A 16,813-nucleotide genomic window follows, 5' to 3' on the forward strand; every position below is an offset into this window, starting at 1 on the left:
AGCCGCCGGGTCAATCCCGACGAGGCCGTCGCGATGGGCGCTGCGATCCAGGCCGGCGTGCTGACGGGTGAGGTGCAGGAGGTGCTGCTGCTCGACGTCACGCCGCTGTCGCTCGGCGTCGAGACGGCCGGCGGCGTGTTCACGCGCCTGATCTCGCGCAACACTGCGCTGCCCGCGCGCGCCACCGAGATCTTCTCGACCGCCGCGGACAACCAGTCGTTCGTCAACGTGCACGTGCTGCAAGGCGAGCGCGAGATGTGCGCGGATAACAAGTCGCTCGCGAACTTCGAGCTCACCGGGCTGCCCCCCGCTCCGCGGGGCGTGCCGCAGATCGAGGTCACCTTCGACATCGACGCCAACGGCATCGTCCACGTGTCCGCCAAGGACCAGGGCACCGGCAAGGAGCAGTCGATGACGATCTCCGGTGGATCCGCGTTGCCGAAGGAGGAGATCGAGCGGATGGTCAAGGACGCCGAGGCGCACGCCGACGAGGACAAGAAGCGGGTCGAGGAGATCGAGACCCGCAACGCCGCCGAGCAGCTCGTCTACTCGACGGAGAAGTTCCTCGCCGACAACGCCGAGAAGATCCCTGCCGCCGAGAAGGGTGAGGTCGAGTCCGCGCTGGCCGAGCTCAAGACCGCGGCCGGCACCAAGGAGGCGCCCGGCAGCGACGTCGACGAGATCAAGGCCAGGACTGCCACGCTCAGCGAGGTCTCCCAGAAGATGGGGCAGGCCATGTATGCCGCGACCGCGGCGAACGAGGCCGGTGCGGCTGACGGCGGCGAGGGTCCCCAGGACCAGACTGGCGGCGGCGGGCACGACGGTGCGGGCGAGGACGACATCGTCGACGCCGAGGTCATCGAGGACGACGAGACGCCCAAGGACCACCAGACGCCCAAGGACCCCAAGTGACCGACCACCACGACGCCGAAGAGCCGCTCGTCGGTGACGGTGGGGGCACGACGGGACCGTGGGGCAGGGCGGTCATGCAGGCCATGCCGGTCAGGGTCCGCAGGGTGGCCGCGGGTCCGACGAGCCGGGGGGCTACGACGAGTACGACATCGCCGAGCTGACCGATGCGTCGGGGGCCGAGCACGCCCTGGACACCGACGTCCACCCCGACACCAAGCGGGCCGACGAGCACCGGGCCGACCTACAGCGACTGCAGGCCGAGTACGTCAACTACAAGCGTCGGGTCGACCGGGACCGTGACGTCGCCAGGGACCGCGGGGTCACCCAGGTCATCGAGGCGTTGCTGCCGGTGCTCGACGACATCCACCTCGCCCGCAAGCACGGGGACCTCGACGGCGGCCCGTTCGCCTCGATCTCCGACAAGCTCGATGCCGTGCTCGCCCGCTTCGGGGTCACCCGGATCGGCGTCGAGGGCGAGGCGTTCGACCCCGCGGTCCACGAGGCGCTGATGCACGTCGAGGCCGACCTCGACGAAGGCGCCACGACGACCACGGTGGTCGCGGTGCTCCAGCCGGGATACACGATGGGCGAGCGGGTCATCCGACCGGCCCGCGTGTCGGTCGCGGACCCGACGTAAGAGGCAGGAGGCCGAGATGGCTAGCCAGGACTGGTTCGACAAGGACTTCTACGCCGTGCTCGGCGTCGGGGCCGGCGCCGACGCGGCGGCGATCAAGAAGGCCTACCGCAAGCTCGCACGCAAGCTGCACCCCGACCACAACGCCGGGGACGCCGTCGCCGAGGGCAAGTTCAAGGAGATCGGGGAGGCCTACGCGGTCCTCGCCGACCCAGAGCAGCGCCAGCAGTACGACCAGATCCGCACGATGGCCCGGGGGGGCGCCCGCTTCACCTCGGGCGGCGCCGGCGGTGGCGGGGGTGGCGGCTTCGAGGACGTGTTCTCCGGGATGTTCGGCGACGGCGGCGGGGGGGCTGGCGGCGGCCCGCGGATGCGCTACTCCACCGGCGGTGGCGGCGCCCAGCCCGATCTCCAGGACATCCTCGGTGGACTCTTCGGCGGCGGGGCCGGCGCGCCCGGCAGCCGGGGTGGACAGGCATACCCCGGCGGGTCCTTCGGCGGCTACGACAACTTCGGCGCCCCACGCGGGCCGCGCAAGGGCAGCGACATCCAGGCGCGGACGAGCCTCTCGCTGCGTGATGCGGTCGCCGGCTCGACGGTGACCCTCTCGTCGGCCGACGGGAAGCGGGTCACCACCCGGATCCCGGCCGGCGTGCGTGACGGACAGAAGATCCGCCTGCGCGGGAAGGGATCTCCGGGCGACGCCGGCGGCGCCGCGGGCGACCTCATGCTGACCGTGTCGGTCGCGAAGCATCCGGTCTTCGGGCGCGACGGTGACCACCTGACGGTGGACCTCCCGGTGACCTTCGCGGAGGCGGCGCTCGGGGCCACGGTCTCGGTGCCCACGCTCGACGGGACGCCGGTCAAGGTCAAGGTGGCTCCCGGCACCCCGAGCGGACGGGTGCTGCGACTCAAGGGTCGCGGCGTGGCCCGTGGTGACGCCAGCGGTGACCTGCTCGCCAAGGTCCAGGTCGTCGTCCCGCAGCGGCTCACCGATGCGGCGCGCCAGGCCCTCGAGCAGCTGCAGGCCGACGAGGCCGACCTCGACCCGCGTGCCGAGCTGTTCGAGCGCGCCCGAGGCTGAGCGAAGGAGCAGACATGGTGACGCGGTCCAGCTCGGCGAGCTTCGGGCCCGAGGACGACACCCCGGTGTTCGTCATCTCGGTCGCCGCGCAGCTCGCCGGGATGCACGCGCAGACGCTGCGCCAGTACGACCGGATCGGCCTCGTCTCGCCGTCCCGCACCCGGGGTGGCGGGCGCCGCTACTCGGGTCGTGACGTCGCGCTGCTGCGTGAGGTGCAGCGGCTCTCCCAGCAGGAGGGCGTCTCCCTTGCCGGCATCCAGCGCATCCTCGAGCTCGAGCACCAGGTCGCCGCGCTGCGGGGACGGGTGGCCGAGCTGGCGGTCGAGGTCGAGCTCGCCCGGTCCCGGATGGCCGCGGGGTCAAGGGTCTTCGCCGCGGGCTCGCGGGGCGACATCGTCGCCGTCCGGCCCGGGCAGCGCCCGCCACGGCTGCTGTCCTCCTCGCAGGCGGTTGTCGTGTGGCGCAAGGTGCCGTGAGCTGGCCGAGTCACGTCGGCCGAGTCAAGCTGGCTCGCTCGAGAGCGCCCCGTCGAAGGCCCGCCGCGTCGGCGGGCTGAAGAGGACGAACCGGACGAGCTCGAGCTCGGCGAGTCGGGGGTGGGCCCGGACGGCCTCGACGGCGAGCCGGGCGACCGTCGTCGGGGCCCAGCCGTAGACCCCCGCGCTGATCGCCGGGAAGGCGATCGAAACCGCCCCCAGGTCGCAGGCGACCGTGAGCGAAGCGGTGAAACAGGCGGACAGCAGCTGCGGGTCGCGTTGTCCCCGGTGCCAGTTGGGACCGACGGTGTGGATCACCCAGGTGCAGGGCAGCCAGCCGGCGCCCGTCGCCACCGCCTGCCCGACGGGCAGCCCGTCGGGGTATGCCGTCTCGCGCAGACCGCGACACTCCGCGAGCAGGCGGGGCCCCGCCGCCCGGTGGATGGCACTGTCCACACCGCCCCCGCCGAGCAGGGCCGAGTTGGCGGCATTGACGATCGCATCGACCTGCTCGATGGTGATGTCGCCCGTGACTGCCTCGATGACCGCAGTGCCCATGTGCCGCACGGTAGCGCGGGGAGCAGTCAGCCGGTCTCGACCTCGGAGCGGTCGCCCGACCACAGGGTGTGGAACGTGCCCTTGCGGTCGGTGCGCTGGTAGGTGTGGGCACCGAAGTTGTCACGCAGTCCTTGGACGAGGGCGGCGGGCAGGCGCTCGGCCCGCACCGTGTCGTAGTAGGCGAGCGCGGACGAGAAGCCAGGCACCGGGACCCCGGCGGTCGTGGCCGTGGCGACGACCCGACGCCAGGCATCCTGACGCTCACCGAGGCCCGAGGCGATGCTGGGTGCGACCAGCAGGGTGGCGAGCTCCTTCCCGGCATACTCGTCGCTGATCTGGGCCAGCAGCGCGGCCCGGATGATGCAGCCGCCGCGCCAGATCCGTGCGACCGTCGCGATGTCGACACCCCAGTCGTAGGTCTCGCTGGCGGAGCGCAGCTGCTCGAGGCCCTGGGCGTAGGCGACGACCTTGGACGACCAGAGCGCGGCGCGGACGTCGTCGACGAGGCGTTGTCGGTCCTCGACCCGGACGGTGCGCTCGGGCCCCGTGAGGACCGGGCGGGCGGCGTCGCGGACGGCAACGTCGCCCGAGCCCGACCGGGCGAAGACCGACTCGGCGATGGTCGAGACCGGGACGCCGAGCTCGAGGGCGATCTGGACCGTCCAGCGCCCGGTGCCCTTCTGCTCGGCCGCGTCGACGATGACCTCGACGAGCGGTTGGCCGGTGGCGGCGTCGACCTGCTCGAGGACGTCGGCGGTGATCTCGACAAGGAAGGAGTCGAGCTCACCGGTGTTCCACTCGCGGAAGACGGCGGCGGTCTCGGCGGCGCTCAGCCCGGCGGCGGTGAGGACGTCGTAGGCCTCGGCGATGAACTGCATGTCGGCGTACTCGATGCCGTTGTGGACCATCTTGACGAAGTGGCCGGCGCCATCTGGACCCATCCAGGCGCAGCAGGGCTCGCCGTCGACCTGCGCGGCGATCGACTCGAGGATCGGGCCCAGCGCGGCATACGACTCCTTCGAGCCGCCGGGCATGATCGAGGGGCCCTCCAGCGCCCCGACCTCGCCGCCGGAGATGCCGGCACCGACGAAGTGCAGCCCGGCGTCGCGCAGCCGCTGCTCCCGGCGACGGGTGTCCTCGAAGTGGGCGTTGCCGCCGTCGACGACGATGTCACCCTTCTCGAGCAGCGGGACGAGCTCGTCGAGGACGGCGTCGGTCGGGGCGCCCGCCTTGACCATGACGATGATCCGGCGGGGCTTCTCCAAGGACGCGACGAAGCTCTCGAGCGACTCGGCGGCGACGAAGTCACCCTCCTCGCCGAAGGACGCCACGAGGTCGTCCGTCTTGGCCTGCGTGCGGTTGTGCAGCGCCACGGTGTGGCCGTGACGGGCGAGGTTGCGGGCGAGGTTGCGGCCCATGACGGCCAGCCCGGTGACGCCGATCTGTGCGCTGGGGGTGATGCTCACGCGTTCCTCCTGGGGAGATGCTGACGGGTGCTGCCCTCCCCAATGATCTCCGACGTCGCCCGTGAGTCGACGAGGGGGCCTCAGCCCAGGCGGGCCACCTCGTGGGCGTTGTTCGCCTCGTGGACCTCGTCGGCGTCCGGCGGGACCGGGAGCCCCGGCTTGAGGTCGTGGACGCTGTGGTCCGTGGCCCGCTCGAGGAAGCGCAGCAGCTCGACGGGGAACGGCATGACGAGAGTGCTGTTCTTCTCCGCGGCCACCTCGGCGACCGTCTGGAGGAGGCGCAGCTGGAGCGCGGCCGGGTCGGCGGACATCGTCGCCGCGGCCTGGGCGAGCTTCTTGGACGCCTGGAACTCGCCGTCCGCGGCGATGACCCGGGCACGGCGCTCACGCTCGGCCTCGGCCTGGCGCGACATCGAGCGCTTCATCGACTCGGGGAGGGTGACGTCCTTGACCTCGACCCGCTCGACCTTGACGCCCCATGGCAGCTCCGACGGCGCGTCGATGATCTCGGTCAGCTCGGCGCCGAGCTTCTCGCGGTTGGAGAGCAGCTCGTCGAGCTCGGCCTTGCCGATGACCGAGCGCAGCGACGTCTGGGCGAGCTGGGAGATGGCGAACTGGTAGTTCTGCACGTTGACCGCGGCCTTGACCGCGTCGACGACCCGGAAGTAGACGACTGCGTCGACCCGGACGGAGACGTTGTCCCGGGTGATGCAGTCCTGCGCGGGGATGCTGAGGGTCATGACCTGCCGGTTGACCTTGAGCATCCGGTCGACGACGGGGATGAGGACGGTCAGGCCCGGACCGCGAGGCGGGTCCTGGACCTTGCCGAGACGGAAGACGACGCCCTCCTCATACTGCTGCACCACCCGCAGGGAGAGGCCGGCGACGAAGAGGAGTGCGACCAGGAGGACGGTGAGGGAGACGACGACGACCATGGTGACCTGCCCAGGAAGAGCGAGCACGGGGGCCGGCGGCGACGCTGGTGTCGGAGCTCGAAGAGTCCCCGTCCCTTGCACTGTACGCCCCATCCCTGAGTGGGGCCCTTGGTCCCTGTGCACCTCGAACCTGAGCGGAATACACTCAACTTTAGGGGGGTTCACGCAAGTGATTCCCCAACCCTCTCCCCACTTGGCCTGACCTCACCGGAGGAGCACCACCACGATGGATCTGCAGCTGACCACGAAGGCCCAGGAGGCCCTTTCGGCCGCCGTCCGTGACGCCGCCGCGAGCGGCCACCCGCAGACCGAGCCGGCCCACCTGCTGCTGGCGCTGACCCAGCAGGGCGACTCGACGACGCCCGCGCTGCTGGAGGCGGCCGGCTCCTCGTCGGCGCGTGCCGCCGCCATGGCGACGAGCCAGCTCGCCGGCCTCGCCAAGGTCAGCGGCCCCTCCGTCTCCGCCCCGGGGCTGTCCCGCGGGACGCTCGCCGTCCTGGAGGACGCGAGGTCGCTGATGTCCGCGATGGGCGACACCTTCGTCTCCACCGACCACCTCCTGCTCGCCCTCGCGCGCACTGCCGCCCTTGGCCTGGACGCCGGCGCCGTCGAGGCAGCCATCCCGGTGCTGCGTGGCGGTCGCAAGGTCGACTCCGAGCACCCCGAGGCCACCTTCGAGGCGCTCGCCAAGTACGGCACCGACCTCACCGACCTCGCCCGCGAGGGCCGGCTCGACCCCGTCATCGGCCGCGACGCCGAGATCCGCCGGGTGGTGCAGGTCCTCAGCCGGCGCACCAAGAACAACCCCGTGCTGATCGGAGAGCCCGGCGTCGGCAAGACGGCGGTCGTCGAGGGCCTGGCTCAGCGCATCGTCGCCGGCGATGTCCCCGAGAGCCTGCGCGGCAAGCGCCTCATCAGCCTCGACCTCGGCGCGATGGTTGCCGGCGCCAAGTACCGCGGGGAGTTCGAGGAGCGCCTCAAGGCCGTCCTCGAGGAGATCACGGGCGCCGAGGGGCAGGTCATCACCTTTCTCGACGAGCTGCACACCGTGGTCGGCGCGGGCGCCACCGGTGAGGGAGCCATGGACGCGGGCAACATGCTCAAGCCGCTGCTCGCGCGCGGACAGCTGCGCCTCGTCGGTGCCACGACGCTGGACGAGTACCGCAAGCACATCGAGAAGGACGCCGCCCTCGAGCGCCGCTTCCAGCAGGTCTTCGTCGGCGAACCCTCCGTCGAGGACACCATCGGGATCCTGCGCGGGCTCAAGGAGCGCTACGAGGCGCACCACAAGGTCGCCATCGCCGACGCGGCCGTCGTGGCCGCGGCGAGCCTCTCGGACCGCTACATCACCGGTCGTCAGCTGCCGGACAAGGCCATCGACCTCATCGACGAGGCAGCCTCCCGACTGCGGATGGAGATCGACTCGAGCCCCGTCGAGATCGACGAGCTGCGCCGGGCCGTCGACCGGCTCAAGATGGAGGAGCTGCACCTGGCCAAGGAGAGCGACGACGCCTCGCGGGAGCGGTTGGCCAGGCTGCGGCGCGACCTCGCCGACCGCAGCGAGCAGCTCGACGGACTCACCGCCCGCTGGGAGTCCGAGAAGGCCGGCCTGAACCGGGTCGGTGACCTCAAGGCCGAGCTCGACGACCTGCGCAGCCAGGCCGAGCGGCTCCAGCGCGAGCAGAGCTGGGAGGCCGCGTCCGCGCTGCTCTACGGCCAGATCCCTCAGCTCGAGCAGCACCTGGCGAGCGCGCAGGCGGCCGAGGAGTCGCAGCGTATGCCGGGCAGCGCACCTCCCATGGTCAAGGAGGAGGTCGGCGCCGACGACATCGCCGACGTCATCTCCGCGTGGACGGGCATCCCGGCGGGACGCCTGCTTGAGGGTGAGACCGAGAAGCTCCTGCACATGGAGCAGCACCTCGGGGCCCGGCTCATCGGCCAGCACGACGCCGTGCGCGCGGTCTCGGACGCGGTGCGCCGCAGCCGGTCCGGCATCGCCGACCCCGACCGCCCGACCGGGTCGTTCCTCTTCCTCGGTCCCACCGGGGTCGGCAAGACCGAGCTCGCGAAGTCGCTCGCCGACTTCCTCTTCGACGACGAGCGGGCCATGGTCCGGATCGACATGTCGGAGTACTCCGAGCGGCACGCGGTGTCCCGGCTCATCGGTGCCCCCCCGGGCTACGTCGGCTACGAGGAGGGTGGCCAGCTCACCGAGGCGGTCCGTCGCCGGCCCTACTGCGTGATCCTCCTCGACGAGGTCGAGAAGGCGCACCCCGAGACCTTCGACATTCTCCTGCAGGTCCTCGACGACGGCCGGCTGACGGACGGCCAGGGCCGGACGGTCGACTTCCGCAACGTCATCCTGGTGATGACCTCCAACCTCGGCTCGATGTTCCTCGTCGATCCGACGATCTCGCCGCAGGACAAGCGGGACGCGGTGATGGGGGTGGTCCGGGGGGCCTTCAAGCCCGAGTTCCTCAACCGGCTCGACGAGGTCGTCATCTTCGACCCCCTGTCGACGGAGGACCTCGCCCACATCGTCGACCTGCAGGTCCAGGCCCTGGCGACGCGCCTGCACGAGCGCCGGATCACCCTCGAGGTGACCGACGCCGCGCGGGAGTGGCTGGCCGTCACCGGCTACGACCCGGCATACGGCGCCCGGCCGTTGCGCCGTCTCGTCCAGCGCGAGATCGGTGACCGGCTCGCCCGGGCCCTGCTCACCGGAGAGGTCCGCGACGGCGGCTCCGCGCTCGTCGACCGCGACGACGTGGCGGACACCCTTGTCCTGCGCACGGCTCAGGTCCGGGCAACGAGCCAGCAGCTGCCGTAGGCCGGCACGACGACGTCCCCGCCGCGCTGGTCGATGTCGCTTCTGCCCGCCAGGACGTCGACCGGGTCGGGCAGGCCCAGCTCGCGGAGCCGGTCCGACGGCCAGCCTCGTTCTGAGGCGGTGACGTTGGAGAGGCACACCATCGGCCCGCGCGGGTGACGGCGGAGCAGGCCCAGCACCCCCGGGTCGTGGACCTCCAGCACCTCGCTCGGCACCGACGCGTGCAGGTGCGGCAGGGACGCGCGGCGGCGGCCGAGGTCTGCCAGCGCGGTGAAGACCTGCCCCTCGGCAGTGGTGAGGTCGTGCCGGCGGGCGGCGCGGGCCCAGTCCAGACGGGGCCGGTTGGCCCATCGGTTGTCACCCGCGTGCCCGGGCTCGGTGGCCCAGTCCGGGTCGTTGGGTGAGGCCAGCTCGTCACCACCCCAGATCACCGGGATGCCCCCGAACCCGGCAATGATGTTGTGCGCCAACACGATCCGTCTGACAGCCCGCTCGGTCCCACCGACGTCATGGCTCTCGCGAGCGGAGTCGAGACCGGTCAGCGCCGCGGCCGTCCCGCTGATCCTGCGGTCGCCGGTGAGCAGGTTGACCTGGAAGGTCAGTCCCCGGGAGGTGGAGCCGGGGAAGGAGCCGGAGAACCACTCCGAGAGGAAGTGACGGTGCAGCCACCCGTCCAGGCCGACGGCCGCCGCATCCGCGTCGTCGATCGCCCAGCCGATGTCGTCGTGGCACCTGAGGTAGGTGATCCAGGTGGCCGTCGACGGCGTCGGCGGCAGGGCGGACAGCGCGCGGGCCGTGAGCCGGACGTCGCCGGTCGCGAGCATCGACCAGATCTGCACCATGAGGCTGTTGTGGTAGGCGAGGTCACTGACCTTGCCGTGGTGGCGGCCGGTGCCGAGGTAGGGCACGAGGTCCGGCGGCGCGACGATGGCCTCGGCCTTGAACGCGACGCCGGGACAGGCGATCCGGGCGAGCGTCCGCAGCACCTGGGTCAGGGCGTGCACCTCTGGCTGGTTCTGGCAGGAGGTGCCCTTGCGCTTCCACATGAAGGCGATGGCATCGAGGCGGAGCACCTCGACGCCGAGGTTGGCGAGGTAAAGGATGATCTCGGCGTATTCCAGCAGCACCGCGGGACTGGCCCAGTTGACGTCCCACTGCCACGCGTTGAAGGTCGTCCAGACCCAGCCGCCCAGGTCGTCGTCCCACGTGAAGCTGCCGGGGGCGAAGTCGGGGAAGACCTCCGGCAGGGTGCGTTCGTAGTCGTCCGGCTCGACCCGGTCGGGAAAGACGATGAAGTAGTCGCGGTATCGCGCGTCACCCGCCCGGGCCCGCACGGCCCACTCGTGCTCGCGCGCCACGTGGTTGAGGACGAGGTCGAGGACCAGCGAGATCCCCTTCTCTCGCAACGACGCCGCCAGCCGGACGAGGTCGTCGTTGGTGCCCAGGTCAGCGCGCACGCGGCGGTAGTCCTGCACGGCATACCCGCCGTCGTTGTCGCCGTCGCGAGGTTGCAGGAGCGGCATGAGGTGCAGGTAGGTGACTCCGAGCTCCTCGAGGTAGGGGAGTCGGGCGCGCACCCCGGCGAGGGTGCCAGCGAAGCGCTCGGCGTAGGTCGCGTAGCCGAACATCCGCGGCGACTGGAGCCAGTCCGGCTCGAGCAGGCGCCGCTCGTCGAGGCGGTGGAGGTCGGGGTCGCGCTCCCGGTATGCCGCGGCCGCCAGCTCCACGAGCCGCGTCGCCAGGGCGTCCGCCCGGTCCCCGTAGAGCTCGGCGAGCGGCTCGAGGAGGTCCTCGTGCCAACGGTCGAGCCGCAGCGCGAAGGTCTGGGCGAGATGGGCCGGGAGGTCGGCGAGGATCGCCTCGCCAGCAGTGTGGAGGGCCCCGGGGGCGGTGGTCGCCATGGGGGCCATCGTGCTGCACGCGTGGCGTTCGCGCCTAGGGTGGTCCGATGACGGGGTCGATCGAGGTGGGCGGCCGCGCGACGGCCGGGTCGCGGCCGCGGCGATGACGCCGTCGGAGTGGACCGTGGGACTCCTCTCGTTCCTGGGAGCGGGCATCGGGGCCTCGTTGTCCTACCTCGCCGCCGTCAGGGGAAGCCAACAGCGGGAGGGTCAGTCGCGTCGGGAGGAGTGGGGGCGCCGGTTCACGGCGGCGCTGGCCGACCTCGGTGACCCCGACCCGCGCCGCCGACAGCTGGGACAGGTCCTGCTCGGGCGCCTCGCCACCAGCGACCTCGCGAGTGACGAGGAGCGGGTGCTCGCCGACGAGCTCCTCGAGGAGGCCGCGCTCTTCCCGTCGCACGGCCAGGACCTGCGTCTGCTCGGTGGGACGATGGATCTGGACGAGATCACGTTCATCGAGGAGACTGGTGACGGGCCACCAGAGCCAGAGGAGGGACTCCCGTGACGAAGAAGACGCGCATCGTCAAGGTCAGCCGCGACCAGGTGATCGCCGCCCGCGCCCTGATCGAGCTGCGCGGGGGTGCCGACAAGGTCGACCCCCTCATCGCCAAGATCGCGCAAGCGGGCCCCATGCCGACCATGCCGACCGGTCTGGCCGACCGGGCCTCCTAGGCCTCGACCCGTTGCTGCCTGGCAAGCTCCGCCGGCAGGTAGTCGTAGTGCTGCTGCTCGCGGGTGAACGTGCCCGTGCCGTGGGAGACCGACCTCAGGTCGATCGGATACCTCGACAGCTCGGCCTGGGGGACCTCCGCGTGGACGACGCTCCAGCCGACCTCGGCGGCCGCCTCGGTGCCGAGCACATGACCGCGCCGCCCGCGCAGATCGGACATGACCGCGCCGACGACGGCGTCCGACACGGTGATGGCCACGGCGTCGATCGGCTCGAGCAGGGCGACGGTCGCCTCGTTGGCGGCCTGCTTCAGGGCGAGGGCCGCTGCCGTCTGGAAGGCCATGTCCGACGAGTCGACCGAGTGGGCCTTGCCGTCGGTCAGCGTCACCCGGACGTCGACGACGGGGAACCCCGACAGGACGCCCTTCGCGAGCTGGGCCCGAGCCCCCTTCTCGACCGAGGCGATGAACTGCCGGGGCACGGAGCCACCGACGACCTTGTCGACGAACTCGACCCCGGCGCCCCGCGCGAGGGGCTCGATCTCGAGGTGGCACACGGCATACTGGCCGTGGCCGCCGGACTGCTTGACGTGCCGGCCCTGGCCGCTGCACCTGCGGACGAACGTCTCGCGCAGGGCGGTCCGCAACGGTTCGGCCTCGACGGTGACGCCGTAGCGCTCCTCGAGGCGGGCGAGCAGCACCTCGAGGTGGGCCGGGCCCATGGTCCAGAGGATGACCTGGTGGGTCTCGGCGTGGTGCTCCATCCGCATCGTGACGTCCTCGGCGACGAGGCGCTGCAACGCGATGGCGAGCTTGTCCTCGTCGCTGGTGCTCAGGGCGTGGATCGCGACGGGGCACAGGGGTTCCGGGAGCACCCACGGCTCGACGAGCGCCGGGCGCTCCCGGGACGAGAGGGTGTCCGAGGTCTCGGCGTGGCTGAGCCTGCTGACCACGGCGAGGTCGCCCGCCACGGCCACGTCCTTGGGCCTGCTCGCGTCAGCCAGCGGTGACCCGAGCGGCCCGACCCGCTCCTCGTCGTCGTGGTCCCGGTGTCCCTCGAGGGCGTGGCCGACGAACTGGCCGAGGTGCCCGGAGACGTGGACGGTGTCGTCCGGTCGCAGGCTCCCCGAGAAGACCCTCACGAGCGAGAGCCGCCCGACGTAGGGGTCGCTCGACGTGCGGATGACCTCGGCGACCAGCGGCCCGTCCGGGTCGCAGGAGACGTCGGACAAGGTGGCGCCGGCAGGGCTGTAGACGATGGGCGGCGTTCTGGCCGCAGGCGAGGGGAAGCACTGCTCGACCAGCTCGAGGACCTCCTCGAGGCCGACGCCGGTCGCCGGGCAGATCGGGACCACCGGGAAGAACGCCGCCGTCCCGACCGCGGCCCTGAGGTCCGCCACGAGGGTGTCGGTCTCGATCTCCGCACCCTCGAGGTAGCGATCGAGGAGCGTATCGTCCTCGGACTGCTCGATGATCGCCTCGATGAGGGCACTGCGACGCGCCTGGATCGCGCTCGCCTCGTCACGGGTGGGCGCGCGCGCGACCCGCTCGCCGCTGGAGCTGTCGAAGACCTGCTGGCCGAGCAGCCCGAGGCTGGCCACGACGGCCGTGCCGGCGTCGTGGAGGGGCAGGTAGAGCGGCTGGGCGTCGCCGAAGACCCGTCGGCAGGTCGCCACGGTCTCCTCGAAGTCCGAGCGAGGCAGGTCGAGCTTGCTCACGGCGACCGCCCGAGGCATCCCGACGGCGGCCAGCTCCTGCCAGAGCAGCGCGGTCACCCCGTCGATCCCGTCAGCGGCCGAGATGACGAAGATCGCCGCGTCGGCGGCTCGCAGCCCCGCCCTCAGCTCGCCCACGAAGTCCGGATGCCCTGGCGTGTCGATGAGGTTGACGGTCAGGCCATGGCTCTCCACGGAGGCGACGGTGAGCCCGACCGACCGCTCCGGCTCACCCTCGCGCGCTCGTCGGCCGGGGACGCGGGCCCCGACGAGATGGTCGAACAGGGTGGACTTGCCCGCCCCACCCGGACCGACGAGGACGACGTTGCGCACCGCTTCCGGTCCGGAGGGCACGGGCGCCGGTGGGTGGTCGCGATGGTTCGCTCCCTTGCTCACGTCCCCACCCTTCTCCTCCCGGCGGCCCGGCACAAGGGGCGCGGCCCGGGCTGGCGGCCGGCCCGGCAGGCCTGGGCCAGCCTTGGGCTAGCCTCGGGCCATGGGCAACCGCGCGACGTCGGCACTGGGCGCGTTGCTCCTCCTGACGGGTGCCCTCGCAGGGTGCTCGGGCGACGCGGCGTCGCCGAACCCGACGAGCGGTGTGTCCGCCGCCGCGGCGCTGGCCGCCGTGAAGGCGAAGGTCGACGCGGCGTCGTCCGTGCACCTCACCCTCGCAGGCAAGGGCTTGCCGGATCGGGTGTCCGGGGTGGTCAGCGCCGACGGGGTCGGGACCCACGCCCCGGCGTTCAAGGGCACCTTGCAGGTCAAGGTCAACGGCACCCAGGCCGCGACCGACGTGGTCTCGGTGGGCGGCAAGGTCTACGTCAAGCTCCCCTTCACCTCGATCAGCACCGCGGTCGACCCCGCCACGCTCGGCGCCCCGGACCCCGCGCAGCTCTTCGCCGTGGACAACGGCATCACGTCGCTGCTCACGTCGACGCGGAACCCTGTCGCGGGGCAGCGGACCCGCAAGGGCAGCGAGGTCCTGAACACCTACTCCGGCACGCTCAGCGGGGCCCAGGTCGCCGACCTCCTCGTCATCGGTGACCGGACCGCGACGTTCCGGGCGACCTACGGCGTCACCGACCCTGGTGGCGAGCTGCGCACCGTCGAGCTGACCGGTCCGTTCTATCCCGGCGCGGACTCGACCTACGACCTGACCCTCGACAAATACGGCGAGCCGGTTGAGATCACCAGGCCCTAGAGCCCTGCTCGCGGCCGCGTCGGCCGCGGTGCTGCTCGCGGCGGCCGACACCTATGTCGTCGTGCTCGCCCTCACCGACATGATGGCCGGCGTCGGCCTCGGCATCGAGTCGCTCCAGCGGGCGACGCCGATCATCTCGGGCTTCCTCCTCGGCTACATCGCCGTCCTGCCCCTCATCGGCCGACTCGCTGACCTGCTCGACAGGTCACGGATCCTGTTGGGCTGCTTGACGATCTTCGTCATGGGCTCGGTCGTGACGGCGCTCGCGGTCGAGCTGCCGGTCCTCGTTGCCGGCCGGTTCGTCCAGGGTGTCGGGGGTGGTGGGCTCGTCCCGGCCACGCTCGCGATCGTCGCCGGGCTCTGGCCGAGGGAACGGCGAGGCACCCCGCTCGGCGTCGTCGGCGCGGTGCAGGAGCTCGGGTCGGTGCTCGGCCCGGTGCTCGGTGCGGCCATCCTGGCGGTGGCGGACTGGCGGGCGATCTTCTGGTTCAACGCCGTTGCCGGGACCGTCCTGTATGCCGTGGTGCGGGTGCTCGCCCGCCCGTCACCTCCCGTCGGCTCCCGGGGCGGTCGCCTCGGCCGGGTCGTGCTCGCGGTCGTCGTCGCGGCGCTGGGCGTGCTCACCCTGGGGGCGCCCGACCGGCTCACCACCGACGTCACCCTGGGCATCCCGTTCGTGCCCTTCGCCGGGGAGTCGCGCGTGCTCACCCCGATCGGCATCGCCACCGGAGTCGGTCTGCTGGCCCTCGGCGCGGTGACCGCGCGCCGGTGGGTGCACGTGCTGCTACGGGCCGACCTCGTCGGGGCGACGCTCGTCGCCGTCGCGCTCGGGTCGTTGGTCCTGACGTTCTCCACGTCGGATCCGGAGCAGGAGGTTGTCGGGCCGCTCGGTCACGCACTGCTGCCGGTCGGCGCCGCGGCGCTCGGGCTCTTCGCGTGGCGCGTCCGGGTCGCGGCCCACCCCCTCGTCCCGCGCGGGGTGCTGCGCGGCCGTGGTGCGGTGGCCTTCGTCGTCAGCCTGCTCGTCGGGGCCGCCCTCGTGGCGGTCGTCGTCGACGTGCCGCTGCTCGCCCGGCTGACCCTGACCGACTCGCCGACGACCGCGGCGCTCGTCCTCGTGCGTTTCCTCGTCGCGGTGCCCGTCGGGGCGCTGCTCGGTGGGTGGTCGTTGCGGTGGGTGGGTGAGGGCGTCGCCGCGGCCCTCGGGCTCGCCCTCGCGGGGGCTGGGCTGCTCGTGATGTCCGGCTGGGGGCAGGGGGCGCTGGCGTCGACGGCGCCTGCCACCGTCGTCCTCGCGCTGGTCGGGCTCGGGCTCGGGCTGGCGCTCGCGCCGGTCAACGCTGCGGCCCTCGCCGCCTCCCCCGACGATGCCCACGGCGTCGCGAGCGCGCTCGTCGTCGTCGCCCGCATGGTCGGCATGGTCGTCGGCCTCGCCTTGCTCACCGCGGTCGGGCTGCGCCGCTACTACGAGACGGTGACAGGGCTGCCGGACCAAGGTGACGCCCGCGCCCTGCTCGACGCGGCCCTCGTGCAGGTGCAGACGGTCTTCCTCGGCGGTGCGGTCGCGGCCCTCCTGGCCGCCGCGGCCGCCCTGGCCATGGGGCTGCGGCGGACCACTTCCGGAGTGGCCGTGGCGCCGGTCAGTCGGTGAGCTGGACGATGACGGGGGCGTGGTCGGACGCACCCTTGCCCTTGCGCTCCTCACGGTCGATGACCGCGCCGTCGACCCGGGAGGCGAGCGCCGGCGAACCCAGGACGAAGTCGATGCGCATCCCCTGTTTCTTCTGGAACCGCAGCTGTTGGTAGTCCCAGTAGGTGTAGACGCGCGGGCCGGGGGTGTGGGGCCGGACGACGTCGGTGTAGCCCGCCGCGACGACGGCCCGGAACGCGGCCCGCTCACCGGGGGAGACATGGGACTTGTCGAGGTAGAAGTCCATGTCCCAGACGTCTTCGTCGAGCGGCGCGATGTTCCAGTCGCCGACGAGGGCAATGTGGGCGTCGGGGTCGTCGGCGAGCCAGCGCTCGGCGTCGTCGCGCAGCCGGGCCAGCCAGCCGAGCTTGTAGACCATGTGGGGGTCGTCGACCTGCCGCCCGTTGGGGACGTAGAGCGACCACACCCTGATGTCGCCGACGAGGGCGCCCAGCGCGCGGGCCTCGGGCTCGACCGGGTCGCCCCAGCCGGGCATGTCCTCGAAACCCACCTGCACGTCGTCGAGGCCCACCCGAGAGGCGATCGCGACGCCGTTCCACTGGTTGAACCCGACGTGGGCGACCTCGTAGCCGAGGGCCCTTAGCCGGTCGTAGGGGAACTGCTCGTCCCTGGCCTTGGTCTCCTGGATGGCGAGGACGTCGACGTCGGAGCGTTGGAGCCAGGCCTCGACGCGGTCGATCCGGGAGCGGATGGAGTTGACGTTCCAGGTCGCGATGCGCAC

15 protein-coding genes are annotated in these 16,813 nt (G+C 72.0%); 9 read left to right on the plus strand and 6 right to left on the minus strand.

Translation table 11 applies throughout. The features are described from left to right. The 4 genes from ACLL9L_RS01240 to ACLL9L_RS01255 all read left to right on the plus strand — a co-directional run. A partial coding sequence (locus ACLL9L_RS01240; RefSeq protein ID WP_411282820.1) for an Hsp70 family protein occupies positions 1 to 912 on the plus strand: 912 nt, incomplete at its 5' end. 58 nt (positions 913 to 970) lie between these two features. Further along, complete coding sequence (locus tag ACLL9L_RS01245; RefSeq protein WP_411282821.1) at positions 971 to 1,549, plus strand: nucleotide exchange factor GrpE; 579 nt, start codon at positions 971 to 973, stop codon at positions 1,547 to 1,549. A gap of 16 nt (positions 1,550 to 1,565) precedes the next feature. Further along, a complete protein-coding gene (locus tag ACLL9L_RS01250) occupies positions 1,566 to 2,630 on the plus strand; it encodes a DnaJ C-terminal domain-containing protein (RefSeq protein ID WP_411282822.1) in 1,065 nt (354 codons plus the stop codon). Positions 2,631 to 2,644: 14 nt separating this feature from the next. Continuing rightward, positions 2,645 to 3,106, plus strand: a complete 462-nt coding sequence (locus ACLL9L_RS01255) for a heat shock protein transcriptional repressor HspR (RefSeq protein WP_411282823.1) — start codon at positions 2,645 to 2,647, stop codon at positions 3,104 to 3,106. A gap of 24 nt (positions 3,107 to 3,130) precedes the next feature. Here ACLL9L_RS01255 and ACLL9L_RS01260 read toward each other — a convergent pair whose 3' ends face one another. The 3 genes from ACLL9L_RS01260 to ACLL9L_RS01270 form a co-directional block, all read right to left on the minus strand. Then, a complete protein-coding gene (locus tag ACLL9L_RS01260) occupies positions 3,131 to 3,664 on the minus strand; it encodes an O-acetyl-ADP-ribose deacetylase (protein WP_411282824.1) in 534 nt (177 codons plus the stop codon). Between the two features lie 26 nt (positions 3,665 to 3,690). Beyond that, positions 3,691 to 5,082 (minus strand): NADP-dependent phosphogluconate dehydrogenase, encoded by a 1,392-nt coding sequence (gndA, locus tag ACLL9L_RS01265; protein ID WP_411282885.1) that lies wholly within the window; start codon positions 5,080 to 5,082, stop codon positions 3,691 to 3,693. A gap of 128 nt (positions 5,083 to 5,210) precedes the next feature. After that, entirely contained in the window at positions 5,211 to 6,092 is an 882-nt protein-coding gene (locus ACLL9L_RS01270; protein WP_411282825.1) for a slipin family protein, read from the minus strand. A 199-nt stretch (positions 6,093 to 6,291) separates the two neighbouring features. On the opposite strand from ACLL9L_RS01270, the gene clpB reads away from it, so the two are divergent. After that, positions 6,292 to 8,895, plus strand: coding sequence for an ATP-dependent chaperone ClpB (gene clpB / locus ACLL9L_RS01275; RefSeq protein WP_411282826.1), 2,604 nt, complete (start codon positions 6,292 to 6,294; stop codon positions 8,893 to 8,895). On the opposite strand, the gene ACLL9L_RS01280 is transcribed toward clpB, so the two are convergent. Further along, a complete protein-coding gene (locus ACLL9L_RS01280; RefSeq protein WP_411282827.1) occupies positions 8,862 to 10,796 on the minus strand; it encodes an alpha-amylase family protein in 1,935 nt (644 codons plus the stop codon). The genes clpB and ACLL9L_RS01280 overlap by 34 nt on opposite strands. Between ACLL9L_RS01280 and ACLL9L_RS01285 the strand changes: the two genes are divergently transcribed. Beyond that, a complete protein-coding gene (locus tag ACLL9L_RS01285; RefSeq protein ID WP_411282828.1) occupies positions 10,795 to 11,301 on the plus strand; it encodes a hypothetical protein in 507 nt (168 codons plus the stop codon). The two genes, ACLL9L_RS01280 and ACLL9L_RS01285, sit on opposite strands and share 2 nt — an antisense overlap. Next, the gene (locus ACLL9L_RS01290) at positions 11,298 to 11,468 is read left to right on the plus strand and encodes a hypothetical protein (protein WP_411282829.1); all 171 of its coding nucleotides are present in this window, start codon (positions 11,298 to 11,300) and stop codon (positions 11,466 to 11,468) included. The genes ACLL9L_RS01285 and ACLL9L_RS01290 overlap by 4 nt, the downstream gene beginning before the upstream one ends. Here the strand turns inward: ACLL9L_RS01290 and ACLL9L_RS01295 are convergent. Next, entirely contained in the window at positions 11,465 to 13,576 is a 2,112-nt protein-coding gene (locus ACLL9L_RS01295) for an elongation factor G-like protein EF-G2 (RefSeq protein ID WP_411282830.1), read from the minus strand. The genes ACLL9L_RS01290 and ACLL9L_RS01295 overlap by 4 nt on opposite strands. Before the next feature lie 100 nt (positions 13,577 to 13,676). Here ACLL9L_RS01295 and ACLL9L_RS01300 point away from each other — a divergent pair, with 100 nt between their 5' ends. Beyond that, positions 13,677 to 14,381 (plus strand): LppX_LprAFG lipoprotein, encoded by a 705-nt coding sequence (locus ACLL9L_RS01300; protein ID WP_411282831.1) that lies wholly within the window; start codon positions 13,677 to 13,679, stop codon positions 14,379 to 14,381. Then, entirely contained in the window at positions 14,362 to 16,032 is a 1,671-nt protein-coding gene (locus tag ACLL9L_RS01305) for an MFS transporter (RefSeq protein ID WP_411282832.1), read from the plus strand. The genes ACLL9L_RS01300 and ACLL9L_RS01305 overlap by 20 nt, the downstream gene beginning before the upstream one ends. Here the strand turns inward: ACLL9L_RS01305 and ACLL9L_RS01310 are convergent. Next, positions 16,022 to 16,813, minus strand: a complete 792-nt coding sequence (locus tag ACLL9L_RS01310) for an exodeoxyribonuclease III (protein ID WP_411282833.1) — start codon at positions 16,811 to 16,813, stop codon at positions 16,022 to 16,024. The genes ACLL9L_RS01305 and ACLL9L_RS01310 overlap by 11 nt on opposite strands.

It is taken from the genome of Lapillicoccus sp. (assembly GCF_046595215.1).
GTDB lineage: Bacteria > Actinomycetota > Actinomycetes > Actinomycetales > Dermatophilaceae > Lapillicoccus.